The organism is Klebsiella indica, assembly GCF_005860775.1.
Lineage (GTDB): Bacteria > Pseudomonadota > Gammaproteobacteria > Enterobacterales > Enterobacteriaceae > Klebsiella > Klebsiella indica.
The window spans coordinates 36,795-54,772 of the sequence record NZ_VCHQ01000009.1 but is presented as its reverse complement, the minus strand read 5'-3'; the positions used below and the strand labels follow the sequence as shown (position 1 = coordinate 54,772).

Annotated in this window: 18 protein-coding genes and 1 pseudogene; 10 read left to right on the top strand and 9 right to left on the bottom strand. The window is 52.4% G+C overall.

What is annotated here, in order from left to right:
* Positions 1-26: 26 nt before the first annotated feature.
* Entirely contained in the window at positions 27-695 is a 669-nt protein-coding gene (locus FE839_RS07735) for a YecA/YgfB family protein (protein WP_138360258.1), read from the bottom strand.
* A gap of 191 nt (positions 696-886) precedes the next feature.
* Positions 887-1,498, bottom strand: a complete 612-nt coding sequence (emtA, locus tag FE839_RS07730; protein WP_138360257.1) for a membrane-bound lytic murein transglycosylase EmtA — start codon at positions 1,496-1,498, stop codon at positions 887-889.
* 95 nt (positions 1,499-1,593) lie between these two features.
* Between emtA and ldcA the strand changes: the two genes are divergently transcribed.
* Both ldcA and FE839_RS07720 read left to right on the top strand, forming a co-directional pair.
* Positions 1,594-2,508 (top strand): muramoyltetrapeptide carboxypeptidase, encoded by a 915-nt coding sequence (gene ldcA / locus FE839_RS07725; protein ID WP_138360256.1) that lies wholly within the window; start codon positions 1,594-1,596, stop codon positions 2,506-2,508.
* A 92-nt stretch (positions 2,509-2,600) separates the two neighbouring features.
* Entirely contained in the window at positions 2,601-4,334 is a 1,734-nt protein-coding gene (locus FE839_RS07720; protein WP_138360255.1) for a potassium/proton antiporter, read from the top strand.
* A 16-nt stretch (positions 4,335-4,350) separates the two neighbouring features.
* On the opposite strand, the gene dadX is transcribed toward FE839_RS07720, so the two are convergent.
* A complete protein-coding gene (gene dadX / locus FE839_RS07715; RefSeq protein ID WP_138360254.1) occupies positions 4,351-5,421 on the bottom strand; it encodes a catabolic alanine racemase DadX in 1,071 nt (356 codons plus the stop codon).
* Positions 5,422-5,433: 12 nt separating this feature from the next.
* Complete coding sequence (locus tag FE839_RS07710; RefSeq protein ID WP_138360253.1) at positions 5,434-6,732, bottom strand: D-amino acid dehydrogenase; 1,299 nt, start codon at positions 6,730-6,732, stop codon at positions 5,434-5,436.
* Positions 6,733-7,053: 321 nt separating this feature from the next.
* Between FE839_RS07710 and FE839_RS07705 the strand changes: the two genes are divergently transcribed.
* On the top strand, positions 7,054-8,586 hold the full coding sequence (locus tag FE839_RS07705) for a SpoVR family protein (protein WP_138360252.1): 1,533 nt from the start codon (positions 7,054-7,056) through the stop codon (positions 8,584-8,586).
* A gap of 57 nt (positions 8,587-8,643) precedes the next feature.
* On the opposite strand, the gene fadR is transcribed toward FE839_RS07705, so the two are convergent.
* On the bottom strand, positions 8,644-9,363 hold the full coding sequence (fadR, locus tag FE839_RS07700) for a fatty acid metabolism transcriptional regulator FadR (protein WP_138360391.1): 720 nt from the start codon (positions 9,361-9,363) through the stop codon (positions 8,644-8,646).
* A gap of 243 nt (positions 9,364-9,606) precedes the next feature.
* Between fadR and nhaB the strand changes: the two genes are divergently transcribed.
* The 4 genes and pseudogenes from nhaB to FE839_RS24840 all read left to right on the top strand — a co-directional run.
* Complete coding sequence (gene nhaB, locus FE839_RS07695; protein ID WP_138360390.1) at positions 9,607-11,154, top strand: sodium/proton antiporter NhaB; 1,548 nt, start codon at positions 9,607-9,609, stop codon at positions 11,152-11,154.
* Positions 11,155-11,289: 135 nt separating this feature from the next.
* Entirely contained in the window at positions 11,290-11,820 is a 531-nt protein-coding gene (gene dsbB, locus FE839_RS07690) for a disulfide bond formation protein DsbB (RefSeq protein WP_138360251.1), read from the top strand.
* 113 nt (positions 11,821-11,933) lie between these two features.
* The gene (locus FE839_RS07685) at positions 11,934-12,278 is read left to right on the top strand and encodes a TehB family protein (RefSeq protein ID WP_138360250.1); all 345 of its coding nucleotides are present in this window, start codon (positions 11,934-11,936) and stop codon (positions 12,276-12,278) included.
* 73 nt (positions 12,279-12,351) lie between these two features.
* Positions 12,352-12,539, top strand: a pseudogene (locus tag FE839_RS24840) (SOS response-associated peptidase family protein); the annotation flags it as partial.
* A 105-nt stretch (positions 12,540-12,644) separates the two neighbouring features.
* On the opposite strand, the gene FE839_RS07675 reads toward FE839_RS24840, so the two are convergent.
* The gene (locus FE839_RS07675; RefSeq protein WP_241675620.1) at positions 12,645-13,406 is read right to left on the bottom strand and encodes an SDR family NAD(P)-dependent oxidoreductase; all 762 of its coding nucleotides are present in this window, start codon (positions 13,404-13,406) and stop codon (positions 12,645-12,647) included.
* A 98-nt stretch (positions 13,407-13,504) separates the two neighbouring features.
* Here FE839_RS07675 and FE839_RS07670 point away from each other — a divergent pair, with 98 nt between their 5' ends.
* On the top strand, positions 13,505-14,395 hold the full coding sequence (locus tag FE839_RS07670; RefSeq protein WP_138360249.1) for a LysR family transcriptional regulator: 891 nt from the start codon (positions 13,505-13,507) through the stop codon (positions 14,393-14,395).
* A gap of 709 nt (positions 14,396-15,104) precedes the next feature.
* Entirely contained in the window at positions 15,105-15,485 is a 381-nt protein-coding gene (locus FE839_RS07665; protein ID WP_138360248.1) for an RND transporter, read from the top strand.
* 153 nt (positions 15,486-15,638) lie between these two features.
* Here FE839_RS07665 and FE839_RS07660 read toward each other — a convergent pair whose 3' ends face one another.
* The 3 genes from FE839_RS07660 to FE839_RS07650 form a co-directional block, all read right to left on the bottom strand.
* Complete coding sequence (locus FE839_RS07660) at positions 15,639-16,085, bottom strand: YcgN family cysteine cluster protein (protein ID WP_138360247.1); 447 nt, start codon at positions 16,083-16,085, stop codon at positions 15,639-15,641.
* Positions 16,086-16,179: 94 nt separating this feature from the next.
* Positions 16,180-16,839 carry a fumarylacetoacetate hydrolase family protein gene (locus FE839_RS07655; RefSeq protein ID WP_138360246.1) on the bottom strand — a complete coding sequence of 220 codons (660 nt, stop codon included), beginning with the start codon at positions 16,837-16,839 and terminating at the stop codon, positions 16,180-16,182.
* Between the two features lie 21 nt (positions 16,840-16,860).
* Positions 16,861-17,142 carry a YcgL domain-containing protein gene (locus FE839_RS07650; protein ID WP_138360388.1) on the bottom strand — a complete coding sequence of 94 codons (282 nt, stop codon included), beginning with the start codon at positions 17,140-17,142 and terminating at the stop codon, positions 16,861-16,863.
* A 126-nt stretch (positions 17,143-17,268) separates the two neighbouring features.
* Between FE839_RS07650 and minC the strand changes: the two genes are divergently transcribed.
* Positions 17,269-17,967, top strand: coding sequence for a septum site-determining protein MinC (minC, locus tag FE839_RS07645; protein ID WP_138360387.1), 699 nt, complete (start codon positions 17,269-17,271; stop codon positions 17,965-17,967).
* Positions 17,968-17,978: the final 11 nt, after the last annotated feature.

The following is a 17,978-nucleotide window of genomic DNA, read 5'->3' as shown; positions in this document are numbered from 1 at the left end:
TTCAGGGGCCTGTGCGGCCCCTGATTTTATTTCGCTAAGCAGCACTGTTTGTATTTCTTGTTGCTGCCGCAGGAACAAGGATCGTTGCGCCCGATCTTCGCCTCATTTCTGACCGGCTGTTGACCCGCTATGGGCTGAGCATGCTCGGTCCAGTAGTTATAGAGCGCCAGAGCCGCCGGACGAATTCGCTCTACGCTGGCGACAAACTCGTCAGCAGATAAGTTATCAAGCGCCTCAAAGTGCGCCTCGGAGCCATGCAAAGCGATAGCATCCAGTTCGGCCTGCAACGGTGCCGGTAAGGCGGACCAGTCGCTCAGGCCCACACCGCGCATATAGCCGAAGCACCACTCTTCGACGATAGTCAGTTCCTGCCCTTGCTCTTCACGGCTGCCAAACATCGGCTCAAACTGATCGGGGTAATCGCTTAGACGCTCCGCAATATCGCTCATCTGCCGCAGCGTCAGATCCACAAATCGGTTCCGTTCCCGGTCGTTAGCCCAGCGCGGTACGTTATCCGCCCCTCCCCAGATAGCCAGCAGGCACTGCGCGGGTTCGATCTCCGTCGGCCCGGAGAGAATCGCCGTCAGCAATCCATCAAGTTCGGCAACATCAAGGATGGTGCCTTCTTCAGCATATTTCGACAGGATCTCGTCCAGCCATTCAATTTCGCTTTCATTCAGGGGTCCGCTGTTCATAACCAGGCTCATGCTCGTAGAAAAATGGCGCTTACAGTAGCGGAAATAGCGCGAGAAAACTACCTGACATGGCGCATTCGGCGACAGTGCCTCTTTTCCGGCAAACGGACTGAAAGGGAAAAAGGCCTCAGTCTGACGATAAGGAAGGAAAAATTCCTCCCCGCAATACAGCCTGCGGGGAGAATGCGGGATTACATGGCATCCAGCGCTTTCTGTAATTTCCAGATATAACGCGGGGCCTGTGGTGCCGGATGTTTTTTCACAACGTGCTCAAAGAAGTCATCCGCATCCATCTCATTAATTTCGTCAATCGCATCCTGCCGACTCGACGAGAATGTCCGCAGCAGCGCCCCCGCGCCATTGGCATAGGCGACCACCAGCGCATAGCGCATCACCTGCGGATCTTTAATCCCCGCCAGCGGACCGGTTTCAAGAATGCTCAGATACGCGGCCCCCATGGAGATATTGCGCTCAGGATTTTTCAGCTCGCTCACTGAAGGAACGCCGCTCCAGCCCATCCGCCGGTACACATCACGACCTGATGTCGATGGTTTCAGTTGCATCAGGCCAACCGCGCCAGATTGACTGATAACCGTCGGGTTACCGCCGGACTCAATGGCGATAATCGCGGTGATCAACTGCGGATCCACTCCCCACGCCGCACCGGCTTTTTCACTGACGGGCATCCACTGCATGGCTCGCTTAACCGGGATTTCCGGGTTCCACGGCGGATTACGATAATCTTGTTTTGAGCTACAACCGGCCAGCAAGACCAGTAAAAACATACACCATCTCAATTTCACACATCGATCCTTATTGGCTGAAGTTTGCCGCGCGGTGATGACAATAAACGCGCCAGGCGGCATGATAACCCTTTCATTCTTAGCAAGGAATTGTCATGTCCCAGTTTTACCTCATCGCCCCCTCCGGTTATTGCAGCAACCAGCAGGCGGCTAACCGCGGCGTACAACGTCTGCAGGAGGCTGGACATCAGGTCATGCATCTGGAGGTAATCCCCCGCCGGGAACGGCGTTTCGCCGGAACGGAACATCAACGACTCGCCGATATCAACCATCTTGCAACGCTGGACGGTAAAAACCGTATTGTGCTGGCGGTTCGCGGCGGCTATGGCGCGACTCGCCTGCTGCCGCACATTGACTGGCAGGCGCTGATCGCCCGCCAGCAGCGGGATCCGCTGCTCATTTGCGGCCACAGCGATTTTACCGCCATTCAGATGGGCCTACTGGCAAAAGGAGACGTCATCACTTTTAGCGGACCGATGCTGGCTGGCAATTTTGGCGCGGAGACGCTAAACGAATTTACCCGGCACCATTTCTGGCAGGCGTTGCGTAGCCCGGCGTTTACCCTGGAATGGCACGGTGATGGGCCAGACTGCCGCGCCGAAGGCACCCTGTGGGGCGGCAACCTGGCCATGCTGACATCGCTTATTGGTACGCCGTGGATGCCGCAGATTAGCGACGGAATTCTGGTGGTCGAAGATATTAACGAACATCCCTTCCGGGTCGAAAGAATGCTATTGCAGTTGCTTAATAGCGGTATTCTGGCGCGCCAGCGGGCGATTATTTTAGGCAGCTTCAGTCAGGGGAATGCTAACGACTATGATGCCGGATATGACCTGCCGGTGGTATACGATTACCTTCGCGCACAGCTTAACATTCCCGTTATTTCGGGGCTGGAATTTGGTCATGAGCAGCGCACCGTCACGTTGCCGCTGGGCGCCAGAGGACAACTGGTCAACAACACATCCATCACAACATTGCGCATCAGCGGCCACCCGGTTCTGACGGAATAAAAATTCCTCTAACGCATATCCTGATTAGCGTGAGATTGTTAAAATGGTGTAGTTTTTAATTCATATTCATGCCGGTAAGGAGTACGTCAACATTGGACGCCGCTGCGGTCATCAATTTGTTTATCCTGGGTTCTGTTTTAGTAACCAGTAGCATCTTATTAAGTTCTTTTTCCTCACGCCTCGGCATCCCCATTCTGGTTATCTTTTTGGCCATCGGGATGCTGGCGGGCGTTGATGGTATCGGCGGTATTCCTTTTGACAACTATCCATTCGCTTATATGGTGAGCAACCTGGCGCTGGCGATCATTCTGCTGGATGGCGGGATGAGAACCCAGGCCAGCTCCTTTCGCGTTGCGCTGTGGCCTGCGCTTTCACTCGCCACGGTGGGCGTTCTGATTACTTCCATTCTCACCGGTGCGATGGCGGCCTGGTTATTTCATCTCAATCTTATTGAAGGCATGCTGATCGGCGCAATCGTTGGCTCCACCGATGCGGCTGCGGTGTTTTCATTGCTCGGCGGTAAGGGCCTGAACGAACGCGTCGGCTCCACGCTGGAAATTGAATCCGGCAGCAACGATCCGATGGCGGTGTTCCTGACCATTACGCTTATTGAGATGATCGAACAGCATCAGACTGGCCTGAGCTGGCTGTTCGTGGTCCATCTCGTGCAGCAGTTTGGATTAGGTATCGCCATTGGTCTGGCAGGCGGTTATCTGCTGCTGCAGATGATCAACCGCATCGTACTGCCAACTGGTCTTTATCCCTTGCTGGCGCTGAGCGGCGGGATCATGATTTTTGCCGCAACCACATCGCTGAATGGCAGCGGCATCCTTGCGGTTTATCTGTGCGGCTTCCTGCTTGGTAACAGGCCGATTCGCAACCGCCACGGCATCCTGCAGAACTTTGACGGTCTGGCATGGCTGGCGCAGATCGCCATGTTCCTGGTACTCGGTCTGCTGGTGACGCCATCCGATTTATGGCCCATCGCTATCCCGGCGCTCATTCTGTCGATGTGGATGATATTCATCGCCCGCCCGCTATCGGTATTTGCCGGTCTGTTACCCTTTCGCGGCTTTAATCTCCGCGAACGGATGTTTATCAGTTGGGTCGGTCTGCGTGGCGCGGTGCCAATTATTCTCGCCGTCTTTCCGATGATGGCCGGTCTGGAAAACGCGCGGTTATTCTTTAATGTGGCCTTCTTCGTTGTCCTGGTCTCGCTGCTTTTGCAGGGCACGTCTCTGTCGTGGGCGGCAAAAAAAGCCAAAGTCGTCGTGCCGCTGGTGGGGTATCCCATTTCCCGGGTGGGGCTGGATATTCATCCGAAGAACCCGTGGGAGCAGTTTGTTTACCAGCTTAGCGCCGAGAAATGGTGCGTCGGCGCGGCGCTACGCGACCTGCATATGCCACCTGAAACGCGTATTGCCGCGCTGTTTCGCGATAATGTTCTGCTGCACCCGACGGGCAGCACGCGGCTGCTGGAAGGGGATATTCTCTGCGTTATTGGCCGCGAACGCGATTTGCCGGCGCTGGGGAAATTGTTCAGTCAGTCGCCGCCCGTGTCGCTTGATCAGCGCTTCTTCGGTGATTTCATCCTTGATGCGGATGCAAAATTCGCCGATGTGGCACAAATTTACGGTATCGACGGCGGAGAAGAGTTCCGCGAGCATCAGCATTCACTCGGGGATGTCATTCAGCAGTTGTTAGGCGCCGCCCCGGTTGTCGGTGACCAGGTGGAGTTTGCCGGAATGGTGTGGACGGTGGCAGAAAAAGAAGAAGATCACGTACTCAGAGTCGGTGTCCGTATGGCGGAAGGTGAGACGGAGTGATCCGCCTCACCTTCCGTTACGCTGTCACAACCGGAACGCGCGGCGCCAGAGCGCACATTAATTCATAGCCGACGGTGCCGCAGGCGGCGGCAACGTCGTCAATTTTAATCTCTTTGCCCCACAGCTCAACCGGCGCGCCAATCCCCGCCTGTGGGCAAGGGGTTAAATCGACCACCAGCATATCCATTGAGATGCGCCCTACCGTGGTGGTACGCACACCGTCAACCAGTACCGGCGTGCCGGTCGGCGCCAGGCGAGGATAGCCATCCGCATAGCCACAGGCGACGATTCCGATTCTCTGTTCTTGCGTCGCTTTCCAGATCCCGCCATAGCCTACCGCGTCTCCGGCCTTCAGATTCTGCACGGCAATAATCTCGCTGCTTAGGGTCATCACGGGTTTCAACCCGGTATTGGCCACATCCTGCCACAGGCCGGAAGGTGAAGCGCCATACAACACGATACCCGGTCTTACCCAATTATAATGGGTTTCCGGGTGCCATAACGTGGCGGCGGAATTTGCCAGCGAGCGCGGGCAATCGAGACCTTCCGCCGCCTGTTCGATACGGCGCATCGGTTCCACAATGCCTTCCGCTTTTTCCGCTTCAGCAAAGTGCGACATTAACGTCATGTCACTGACGTTATCGAGTGCCCGCAGTTGCTGCCAGACAATCGGCAGACGTTCCGGCATAAAGCCCAGCCGATTCATCCCGCTGTTCACCTTAACGTAGATATCAAGCGGCGCATGCAGTTTCGCCTGCTGAAGCGCCTTGATTTGCCAGTTGCTGTGTACGCTGGTTGTCAGACGATATTTATCAAACAACACCAGTTCATCGGCATGGAAGAAGCCTTCCAGCATCAGTATCGGCCCTTTCCAGCCCAGCTCGCGCAGCAGGATCGCCTCTTCCAGATTCAGCATCGCAAACCCCTCAGCGGCGCTCAGCGCGCCCCAGACTCTCGCCAGACCGTGGCCATAAGCATTTGCTTTGACCACCGCCCACAGGCGCGAGCCGGGCGCGGCGCGGCGAACAATTTGCAGATTTTGCCGCAAAGCTGAGAGATCAATACTGGCCTTTACAGGACGGGACATAAAAACTCCTTGTTAATTATGAACACCGTGCAAATGTCGGGCACGAGCCGGGGAAAACCCACGCTGATAGCGAGTGACCGCAAGATCGTCATACGGAATCGCCGGGGTTCGTCCGGAGATCAAATCGCTAAGCAGTTGCCCTGAGCCACAAGCCATGGTCCACCCTAACGTGCCATGCCCGGTGTTGAGCCACAGATTTTTATACGCCGTACGGCCTACCACCGGCGTACCATCCGGCGTCATCGGCCGCAATCCGGTCCAGAAGGTCGCTTGCTCAATATGACCGCCGCGGGGGAACAGATCGCGTACCACCATCTCCAGAGTCTCACGCCGCGACGGCAGCAGTGTTTTATTAAAACCGACAATCTCCGCCATGCCCCCGACGCGAATACGCTTATCGAAGCGGGTTATGGCGATTTTGTAAGTTTCATCCAGAATAGTCGATACTGGCGCGCCGTCTTCTTCCGCCAGCGGAATCGTGAGTGAATAGCCCTTCAGCGGATAAACCGGAATATCCACCCGCCCTTTCAGCATAGCCGTTGAATATGAACCTAATGCCATAACGTATGCATCAGCTTTGATGATTTCAGACCCGCATTTCACACCGGAGATCTGCTCCCCTTCATATAACAACGCATCCGCTGCCGTATTAAATCTGAAGGTCACCCCCGCCTGCTCCGCCATCGCCGCCAGACGCGTGGTAAACAGCTGGCAGTCGCCGGTTTCATCGTTGGGTAAACGTAAACCGCCGGTCAGCTTATGACTGACCTCGGCCAGCCCGGGTTCAACCTCCCGCAGATGCTGCGCTTCCATCAGTTGATAAGGCACACCCGCCTCTTGCAGCACGGCAATATCACGGGTGGCGTTTTCAAACTGTTTAGCCGTGCGAAAAAGCTGCAGAGTCCCGCCCTGGCGGCCTTCATACTGGATACCGGTACTTTCACGCAGCGCTTTCAGGCAATCGCGGCTGTATTCGGCCAGACGCACCATGCGTCCTTTATTCTCCATGTAGTGACGGGTATCGCAGTTGCGCAGCATCTGCCACATCCATCTCAACTGGAACTGCGTCCCGTCAAAACCAATCGCCAGCGGCGCATGACGCTGGAATAGCCATTTGATTGCTTTCAGCGGCACGCCAGGCGCTGCCCACGGCGCAGCATAGCCCGGAGAGATCTGTCCGGCATTTGCAGCGCTTGTCTCCTCAGCGGCTCCCGGCTGACGGTCAATTACCGTCACCTGATGTCCTGCCTGGCTTAAATACCAGGCGCTTGCGACCCCAACGACCCCACTTCCCAGTATAACGACGCGCATATCGGCTCCGTAATCGTTAAAGAACAATCATCTAATTACAAATTGATAACCCAGATGAAAATATTATTCAACATACGCTTTATTTATGATGACCCGCTTCACAGGATTCACCGCCAGTAGTGGCCCCACTGATTTAAAATCTCCTGCTACGCTCCCTTTTTCTTCAGAATAAAATTCTAATTAAAGCGCAAAATAACGCCTTTAAGATTGTGAAATCGCGAAGAAAAGAAATTGCTCATCAACGCAGTTTACGGCACCGTGTTCTATGCTTGTTTAGAGGTTTTCCGTACAGAGAGAACCACCAACAATGAGGGCGCGCTAATGGCTACGATTGATTCCATGAACAAGGACGCAACCCGTTTAAGCGATGGACCCGACTGGACTTTTGAACTGCTGGAGACTTATCTGGCAGAAGTCGACCGGGTGGCGAAACTGTACCGTCTTGATACCTATCCGCACCAAATTGAAGTGATTACTTCCGAGCAGATGATGGATGCGTACTCCAGCGTCGGGATGCCTATCAACTACCCGCACTGGTCATTTGGTAAAAAATTCATTGAAACCGAACAAGCTTATAAGCACGGTCAACAGGGCCTGGCCTATGAGATTGTGATTAATTCCAACCCCTGCATCGCCTATTTAATGGAAGAGAACACCATTACCATGCAGGCGCTGGTGATGGCTCATGCCTGCTACGGGCATAACTCCTTCTTCAAAAACAACTATCTGTTCCGCAGCTGGACAGATGCCAGCTCAATCATTGATTATCTGATCTTCGCACGTAAATACATCACCGAATGTGAAGAGCGCTACGGCGTTGATGAAGTCGAGAAACTGCTCGACTCCTGCCATGCCTTAATGAACTATGGTGTCGACCGTTACAAACGCCCACAAAAAATTTCCTTACAAGAGGAGAAAGCACGGCAAAAAAGTCGCGAAGAGTATCTGCAAAGCCAGGTGAATATGCTGTGGCGTACTTTACCGAAGCGCGAAGAGGAAAAAATCGTAGAAGCCAAACGCCGGTATCCTTCGGAACCGCAGGAAAATTTGCTCTACTTTATGGAGAAAAACGCGCCGTTACTGGAGCCCTGGCAGCGTGAAATCCTACGCATCGTGCGTAAGGTCAGCCAGTACTTTTATCCGCAGAAGCAGACTCAGGTCATGAACGAAGGCTGGGCAACTTTCTGGCACTACACCATCCTCAATCATCTTTACGATGAAGGAAAAGTGACGGAGCGCTTTATGCTGGAGTTCCTCCACAGCCATACCAATGTCGTGTTCCAGCCGCCCTACAATAGCCAGTGGTATAGCGGCATTAACCCGTACGCACTGGGCTTCGCCATGTTCCAGGATATTAAACGTATTTGCCAGTCGCCGACGGAAGAGGACAGATACTGGTTCCCGGATATTGCCGGTTCTGACTGGCTTGAAACGCTGCATTTCGCCATGCGGGATTTTAAGGATGAGAGCTTTATCAGCCAGTTCCTGTCGCCGAAAGTCATGCGCGATTTCCGCTTCTTTACCGTGCTCGATGACGATCACAACAACTATCTGGAGATATCCGCTATTCATAACGAAGAGGGATACCGTGAGATCCGCTCGAAACTTTCAGCACAGTACAATCTGAGCAATCTTGAGCCCAATATTCAGGTCTGGAATGTTGACCTGCGCGGTGACCGCTCCTTAACCCTGCGCTACGTGCCGCATAACCGCGTACCGTTAGATAAAGGCCGCCGTGAAGTTCTTAAGCATGTTCACCGCCTGTGGGGATTTGATGTTCTTCTGGAGCAGCAAAACGCCGATGGCAGCGTTGAACTGCTGGATCGCGTTCCTCCGCGGCAAAATGCGCTGTAATGATTGAAAGCAAAACGCCCGGCAGTCACGCCGGGCATTTTTTATCATTCACCGGGTTTAGCGCATATTGATAGCTAAATCGCCTGGCAGGCTTTTTTGCATACGGTGCCAAATCTCACCGCTGTCGCGCCCATAGCGGCGCACAATCTCATAAACCTGCTCGTAAAGGCCCTCTTCACAAACTTTCGCCAGTTGATGATAGAAGCCCAACGCCAGACTACGCGCTTCCGGACTGGAGAAATAGTGGCGACCAATGCGTGTATACAACCCTTTCATACCATTGAGGATCAGGCCGTAGATCGGGTTACCGGACGCAAAAGCCAGACCGCGGAAAATGTTGTAATCCAGCTCAGCAAAGGCATCCGCATGATCTTCCACCTCATGCGCGCTCGCCAGCACGTCCAGCGCCTTGTCCGGATGCTGGCGGAATGCGGTGCGAATAAATATAGTCGAAATATTCGTCCTCACCGACAGCAGGTTATCAATGAGCTGCGGTACGCTGTCATGATCGAGACGCGCCAGGGTTTCGAGAATATTCAGGCCCGATGTTTCCCAGAAATTATTCACCTTCGTGGGTTTCCCGTGCTGAATAGTTAACCAGCCATCGCGGGCCAGGCGTTGCAACACTTCACGTAAGGTTGTACGGGTCACACCAATCAGTTCAGAAAGCTCACGTTCAGCGGGAAGAATTGAACCAGGAGGAAAGCGGTTATTCCAGATACTCTCAATGATGTACTCTTCAGCGAAACCCGCAGGGCTTTGCGCCTTAATGACCATAATAATATTTCCATTACACAGCGTTGCAATTTTACTCATCATACCAGAGCACCCTTGAGGCAGATAGCGCCAGAGAGCAATTAAAAAGGGATCGCTGTTTCATTTTAGACTTTTCATTTCACGCTTTTTCTTGTTGAAGAAGGTGATATAAAGCGGATTACAAGTTTTTTACCCAACTGGCAATCTTGCGCATAGTCACGTATAAAAGTGTGTTGAATTTTTGACGGAGAAAGAATGGCTGTCATGGAAATGTCTTATGGCCGCGCCCTTTGGCGCAATTTTCTGGGCCAGTCTCCGGACTGGTATAAGCTCGCGCTTATTATTTTCTTAATTATTAATCCCTTAGTCTTTCACCTCAACCCGTTTATCGCCGGATGGCTGCTGGTGGTTGAATTCATCTTTACCCTGGCAATGGCGCTTAAGTGTTATCCGCTGCTGCCGGGGGGACTGCTGGCGATTGAAGCTGTCTTTATTGGTATGACAACCCCCGGCCATATCCGGGAAGAAGTTGCCGCTAACCTGGAAGTCCTGTTGCTGCTGATGTTCATGGTGGCGGGGATTTACTTCATGAAACAGCTGCTGTTGTTCATCTTCACCCGCCTGCTGTTGGGTATACGCAGTAAAATGTTGCTGTCGTTGGCATTCTGTATTGCGTCCGCCTTCCTCTCCGCCTTTCTGGACGCGCTGACCGTCGTGGCGGTGGTCATTAGCGTCGCCGTCGGTTTTTATGGTATCTATCACCAGGTTGCTTCAGCGCGCCCGGATGATCACGATCTCCTTGATGATAACCACATCGAACAGCACTACCGCGATGTGCTGGAACAGTTTCGCGGTTTCTTACGCAGCCTGATGATGCATGCGGGAGTCGGTACGGCGCTCGGCGGCGTGATGACGATGGTCGGTGAGCCGCAAAACCTGATTATCGCTAAAGCCGCTGGCTGGCACTTTAGTGAATTTTTCTTACGCATGTTACCCGTCACGCTGCCTGTGCTGGCCTGCGGCCTGGCAACCTGTCTGCTGCTGGAAAAATTCCACCTTTTTGGCTATGGCGAACCGCTGCCACCAACCGTGCGCAAAGTGCTGCAGGATTTTGACGATCGTAGCCGTCATAGCCGTAGCCGCCAGGATCGCCTGCGGCTTATCGCGCAGGGCATTATCGGCGTCTGGCTGATCGTCGCGCTGGCGCTGCACCTTGCGGAAGTCGGTCTGATTGGCCTGTCGGTGATTATTCTGGCCACCACTTTCTCCGGGATCACGGATGAACATGCGATCGGCAAAGCGTTTACCGAAGCTCTGCCATTTACCGCTCTGCTTACCGTCTTTTTTGCCGTGGTCGCGGTGATTATCGATCAACATCTGTTCGCCCCGGTGATTGAATTTGTCCTGCAAGCGTCGCCGCATGCTCAGCTTTCGCTGTTTTATCTGTTTAACGGCCTGCTGTCATCGATTTCCGACAACGTTTTTGTCGGCACGGTCTACATCAATGAGGTGAAGGCGGCTCTGGCACAGGGCACCATTGGCCTACCGCAGTTTGAGATGCTGGCGGTGGCGATCAACACCGGCACCAACCTGCCATCGGTGGCGACACCGAACGGCCAGGCGGCGTTCTTGTTCCTGCTCACATCCGCCCTGGCACCATTGATACGTCTCTCATACGGCCGGATGGTATGGATGGCGCTGCCGTACACCCTTGTCCTGACGCTGGTTGGTCTGGCGTGCGTCGAGTTTACCTTAATGCCGGCCACGCAGTGGATGCTCGACCACGGCTGGCTGGTTACGCCCCAGTTATAAAAATAGCGCGGCGCGTACCCGGCGCACTCACCGGGTACGCAGGATTTGTTTACGGAATATTTTCAGACGAGTTGATGGCGTCGGTGCGGTTTTCGTTTACACTGCCATGATTTAGCATGTTCCAGGGAAATGATTATGTTGCGATATCTAAACCAGTGCTCAAGGGGACGCGGTGCCTGGCTCCTGATGGCGCTAACCGCGTTTATTCTTGAATTGGTTGCATTGTGGTTCCAGCACGTGATGTTGCTGCAGCCATGCGTGCTGTGCATTTACGAACGCTGCGCGCTTTTCGGCGTGATGGGAGCCGGTATTGTCGGCGCGATCGCCCCGAAATCCCCGCTGCGCTATGTAGCAATCGTTATCTGGCTTTACAGCGCCTTCCGTGGGCTGCAGTTGTCGTGGGAGCACACCATGATTCAGCTCCACCCTTCCCCTTTCCAGACCTGCGATTTTGCCGCACGCTTTCCCGGATGGTTACCGCTGGATAAATGGCTGCCTCAGATTTTCGTTGCAACCGGTGACTGCGCCGTACGCCAATGGGAGTTCCTGACCCTGGAGATGCCGCAATGGCTGGTCGGGATTTTCGCCGCCTATCTGATTGTTGGCGTGCTGGTGCTTATTGCTCAGCCGTTTAAACCGAAAAGACGCGATCTTTTTGGACGCTAAGAGTGATTGCGGGTAAAGCGCTCCTTCGGGAGCGCTTTTTTTTGCGTGTTGACGTCGGCCCCTAAAAGTTGCATGTTAAATACAACTTATTTATCTTCACTCAGGAGCACATGATGTCTCATCTGCGAATTCCCGCTGACTGGAAAATAAAACGTTCCACGCCGTTTTTCACCAAACGGAATGTTCCCGCTGCCCTGTTGACTCACCACAACACCGCCGCCGGTGTTTTTGGCCAGCTTTGTGTGATGGAAGGCACTGTCATCTACTACGGTTTTGCAGATGAACAGGCGACTGAACCGGAAGTGAAAGTGGTGATAAACGCCGGTCAGTTTGCCACCAGTCCACCGCAGTACTGGCACCGTATCGAGCTAAGCGACGATGCGCAGTTCAATATTAACTTTTGGGTCGCAGACGATGCCGATGGCGAAAGCGGGCTGTTTCACGTGAAGAAAGAGTAATTCGCGCCTTACTGCGGCCGATTTCACATTCTCTGTTTTAGTGCGCGATATCTGTGGTGCTTTTATTTTCCATCCTGTTGAACGGGGCAATGACGCTGAAGGATTTTTGATAGTCACTGCAGGAGCCAGCCACGGTTTAGCCGATATTCACGACCGCCAGCCCCTTATCCTGTCACCGGAAGCCGCCCGTGAAGGCTGCACCAGGATGTCGGTGGACAAGAGGCCGGGGAAATTGCTGTCGATGGGGCCATGCCTGCAGACTATGGCTGCCACACTGCCGTAGGATAAATCGCTGTGACCTTTATTCCGGTAACCATGCGATAAAGTGAATCTTCATCACAAAGCCCCTCCCTGATTTAAAAGCTATTATCTCATTCCCCCCATCGTGAAACCGCCATCAACCGTAATTTCCTGTCCGGTAACATAGCTGGCATCATCAGAAAGTAGCCACGCAACTGTCCCTGAAATGTCATCAGGAACACCATTGCGTTGTAACAATGCATGTGAAGCGAGTGCGTTAACGGTATCTTCGGGTAGCGCTGATGCTGCCATCGGGGTGAGAATGACCCCGGGGCTAACAGCATTCACTCTTATACCCCGGGGACCACACTCCACGGCCAATGTATGCATTATTGCAAGCAATGCCGATTTAGTTGCTGCGTAAATTCCGGATCCAGGCATGACACTCCCCGTGGTCCATGAAGCATTGATCAGAATAGCGCCTTTATTTATCAGAGGCAGGCAATGGCGGATTGTCAGAAATGTTCCTTCGAGATTGGTTGCCAGCGGCTCACTGAAATCTGCTACGTCGGCTTCAGCCAGCGGTTTAAATGCACCAAGATATCCGGCATTAGCAAACAGGGCATCAACATGCTGGAAAACAGAAGCAACCTGTATAAAGGTTTCTTTTACCTGGCTTTCACTTCTGATATCACACGGAAAAACCTCAGCAAAACCCCCTGCATGTTTTATTTCATCTCGTACTTCTTCGAGTCCTCCCACCTGTCGCCCAAGGAGCATGACCTTTGCGCCTTCCGATGCGAGCCTTATTGCTGCCGCCCGCCCCATTCCACTACCGGCGCCAGTAACAACAACTGTTTTGTCCACGAAACGTAATTTGTTCATCATTTCTCCGGATGTTATTAAGTGCATCCGGGATGGTAATAAAATACTTTTTTAAAGATAATCGTCTTATAAATTTAATGACTTTAAAGTAAAGGTATCAAATGGATCTTTTCCGGGCGATGACTGTTTTTGCCGAAGTTGCCAGAGCTGGCTCGATGAGTGCTGCATCAAGAAAGCTGCACATTACCCCGGCAATGGTGGGCCAGCATATAGCATCACTGGAAGAGCGACTGGGAATGCGTCTTCTGAACCGGACAACGCGCAAGCAAAAGCTGACCGATTTCGGGAGCAGTTATCTGGAGCAGTGTCATGACATACTGGAAAGAGTCGCCATCTCTGAAACACAGGCTGAGGGATTGCAGCATTCCTTTAGTGGAAAACTGAGACTAACAGCCCCTGTATCTTTTGGCACAGAATGCCTCATACCCGCACTGCCGCGTTACAGGGAAATGGCACCGGATGTTGAGATTGATATTACTCTGACTGACCGGGTCATCGATCTGGTTGATGAAGGAATAGACATTGCTTTCAGGATCGGCGAACTGGATGACAGCAATATGATTGGCCGACCATTAATGCCATATCGTATGGCGGTCTGCGCATCACGCGACTATCTTAATATATATGGAACACCTGAACATCCTTCTGAACTTTTCGCACATCAGCTACTTTCTCTCTCTACCTCATCCCGTTCTCCATGGAAACTGAGCAGAGGTGAGGAGCAAATTGAAATCCCTATACAGAGTAAACTGACTGTGAATAATGGGCAGGCGCTGCGGATAGCCGCCCGGTCAGGGCTTGGGATTGTTATGCAGCCAGAAATACTCCTGTCGGAGGACATAATCTCGGGGAGACTGGTACGCCTGTTTCAGGGATGGCGTATAAGAGAAAGGCAAGTATGGTTGTTATATCTCAGGGATAGAAGAATGACACCCAAAATTCGGGCCTTTATCAATTTCTCACTTGAGGAATTCTCTTGCGATAAGGTTTGAGCAAATACACTTAAGGCCATAAGGGCCATTGCCTTTCAATCCCATAGCATCAGCAGACCACGCGACCACCATTGTTTGACAGGACGACCACCGGCCGCCCTTGCAAATCTGGCCGGAATGCCAATATCCCGTGCTCCACTTTGCGCGCGCTATCGACACCCGCCACCTGTCCCGACCTCAACCATGTTATCTGTCGTTAGCGATTGCTCGCTCAGTCGTTCTTGCCACGGCTACCAACCGGGAAGCTGACGATTCCATAAATTATCCATTTTGTTACCGGATTGTTGGATTATGATTTACATACCTCACACCCTTGAGGATCGTGGTTAACCACGGAATGATGATGTGTTGCATATCTCTTGTCAGATTTGACGCCGCCATATTCCTGGCGGTTTTTTTTCCTCATCATCAAACAGGCAGCCGTTGATAACATGTATTGCTGTCAACAACGGATAAAAAGCGGGCCTTCCGCGAATCAGGCGGAAGAAAATTATGCCTTCCGTTTTATGAGTCTGATGTGTGAAGCCATCACCTGCAACTGCGTAATCGTGTTGTCAAGGAGCATGTTAACCGTCTGAAAATGCGAAAGCCCATTTTCGATCCGTTAGTGACAGTGGCCCCCTCCGACATGTTGAATTACAAATTCAAACACATTTACAACAGCCCGTGCATGATAGTTATCCTGTACAGTCAACTGAGGGTGACAGCGATGGGTAAAGTTAAATTTGTTTTGTTGTTGGCTACGCTGTCCTCTGTATCGTTCTCCTCGGCAGCGTCATATTGCGAATCTAATAATATAGGCGGGCAGTTGTGCTTTCATGATGATGGAACGACATCCAGCAGTATTCCAAATGGGGTCAACGGGTTCGATACTTACTCAAGCGACGGAAAATGGTCAAGCACTATGCCAGATCTGGCGGGTACGAAAGAAGATATTGAAGGCTCGACGCTACCAAACGATGACGATGTAACCCACTCTTCGTCCAGTGAATCCGACAGCACGCTTATGGGCAAGGACTGGAATTCTGCAGCAAACATCCAGTCAGATGGCGCCGCGACATCCAGTGCGGCCATAGTAAATGCGCCATAACCGACTGCAGGTGTCATAATCCATCTTCGTCCGTTCATACACCCGGCGCCCTCGACGCGGCTAAACCAGCGGGATGATCATTGTTTGAGGATAAAACCAATAGGCTGCCCCACGCCATTTCTGTGCAGGAAAAATAGCGTATAAATCATGACATCAACTGGCCCAATCCGGCTTATTGAGGATATGATCCTGCCAGTCAACCACGCTGGACTCTTTTACCGCGATATGGCGAACGGAAATCCGCTCACCGTGCATAGCGGCCTTCGAACCCGTCAATAGCGGATGCCAGGAGGGTAACGGCTTTCCTTCCGCCAGCAGGCGATACGCGCAGGTCATCGGCAGCCATTCAAACGTTGGCAAATTGTCGCGCGTTAACTTAATGCAATCCGGCTCATATTCGAAACGGCGCGCATAGTTACGACACTGGCAGGTTTTAATATTGAGCTGACGGCAAGCGACGTTAGTGAAATAAATCTCGTCGGTATCCTCATCCATCAGCTTATGCAGGCAGCACTGTCCACAGCCATCGCAGAGTGATTCCCACTCCGCATCGCTCATTTCATCCAGTGTTTTTTGTTGCCAGAAAGGTTGGTCGCTCATTAGGATGTCCGTCATTGCAATTCAGGGTGCACCTTATAACCACTCTGGCACGCCGTTGCAAGTTTTGCCGCCCTGAAAAGGCGGCAAACGGACGTTACAACACACGAGTGGTCAACGATAATCCATTAAAACCAATCTCCAGTTCGTCGCCGCCGTTCAGCGGGCCAACACCTTCCGGCGTGCCAGTCAGCACCACGTCACCGGCTTTCAGCGTGAAGAAACGCGACATATACGCAATCAACGGCGCGATTTTGTGGATCATATCAGCCGTTGTGCCGTGCTGACGCACTTCACCATTTACCTTCAGGCTCAGCGGCGTATTCTGCACATCGCCATGAAATTCCGCCACCGGAATAAACCCGGAAATTGGACAGGCGTTATCAAAGCCTTTCGCTTTTTCCCAGGGCTGACCAGCCTTTTTCATTTTTCCCTGCAAATCGCGAAGGGTCAAATCAAGGGCCACGCCATAGCCTGCGATAGCCTTCAACACGTGCTCTTCCGTCGCCTGCCGTAAGGTGCCGCCAATCAGCACCGCCAGCTCGACTTCATGATGCACCGACCCCAGACCTTCAGGAAGCACTAACGGCTGGCGAATGTCGCACAGCGCCGTTTCAGGTTTAATAAACAGCACCGGCTCTTCCGGCGTCGCACTGCCCATCTCTTTGATATGTTTAGCATAGTTGCTACCTACGCAAACCACTTTGCTTACCGGATAATCCAGTAACGCGCCCTGCCAGTTATGATGTTGGTACATTATTTATTTGCCCTCAGTGGGTTAATCAGATTTATTCCCCTGTTCCGCCAGGTGTTTCTTGAGTAAATTTTCAGGTGGAGGAGGAAGTTGCAGGTAGTAGCCCTGATCGGTCAGCGCCTGCTTCACGTTCTCTAAATCGGCTTGAATCAGTTTTTTCCGTCCATCGAGCGGCAGAATCATTGCCAGTTTAGGCATACCGAAGCTACGCATTAATTCGTCGGGAACGCGGGAAAAATCGTCCTTTTTTTCGACATATAAATAGGTTTGCTCACGTTTAGTACTTCGATAGATCACACAAAACATAGTTTTACTCGGAATTAGACCTATGGTCACTTGCCTCAATATATGAGTGACTATAACATGCCTTTTAGTCTTCGGAATATCACCGCACTTCGCCGGTTGATAAACAGCAAATTGAGTAAGGCCAGGATGTCAAATACGCCAATCGAACTTAAGGGAAGTAGCTTCACCTTATCCGTTGTTCATTTGCACGATGCAAGTCCCGAGGTTATTCGTCAGGCGTTAGAAGAAAAAATCGCCCAGGCCCCCGCCTTTTTACGTCATGCTCCGGTGGTTGTGAATATTAGCGGCATTGAAGAGGCCGTCGACTGGCGCGCGCTGCATGAAGCTATTGCGAGCACGGGTTTGCGTATCATGGGCGTAAGCGGATGTAAGCTCCCTCGCCTGAAAGCAGACATTGACCGTGCGGGCATTCCTTTATTAACTGAAGGGAAAGAACATATTCCCCGTCAGGCGGTTGCTGAACCGCCAGCGCCGCCGCCAGTTGTTAATCAGATCACAAAAACGCGTTTGATAGATCAGCCGGTACGTTCCGGACAGCGTATTTATGCACCACACTGTGATCTCATTGTGACAAACCATGTGAGTGCCGGCGCGGAACTTATCGCTGATGGGAATATCCATGTATATGGCATGATGCGGGGACGCGCGCTTGCTGGCGCGGGCGGCGACAGAGACGTCCAGATATTTTGTACCCACCTCTCGGCGGAACTGGTGTCCATCGCGGGGGAATACTGGCTGAGTGATAACATTCCGGCCGAATTTTATGGCAAAGCGGCGCGCCTGCGTTTAGGCGATAGCGCTTTGACAATTCAATCGTTGAATTAATCCCTTTTAAC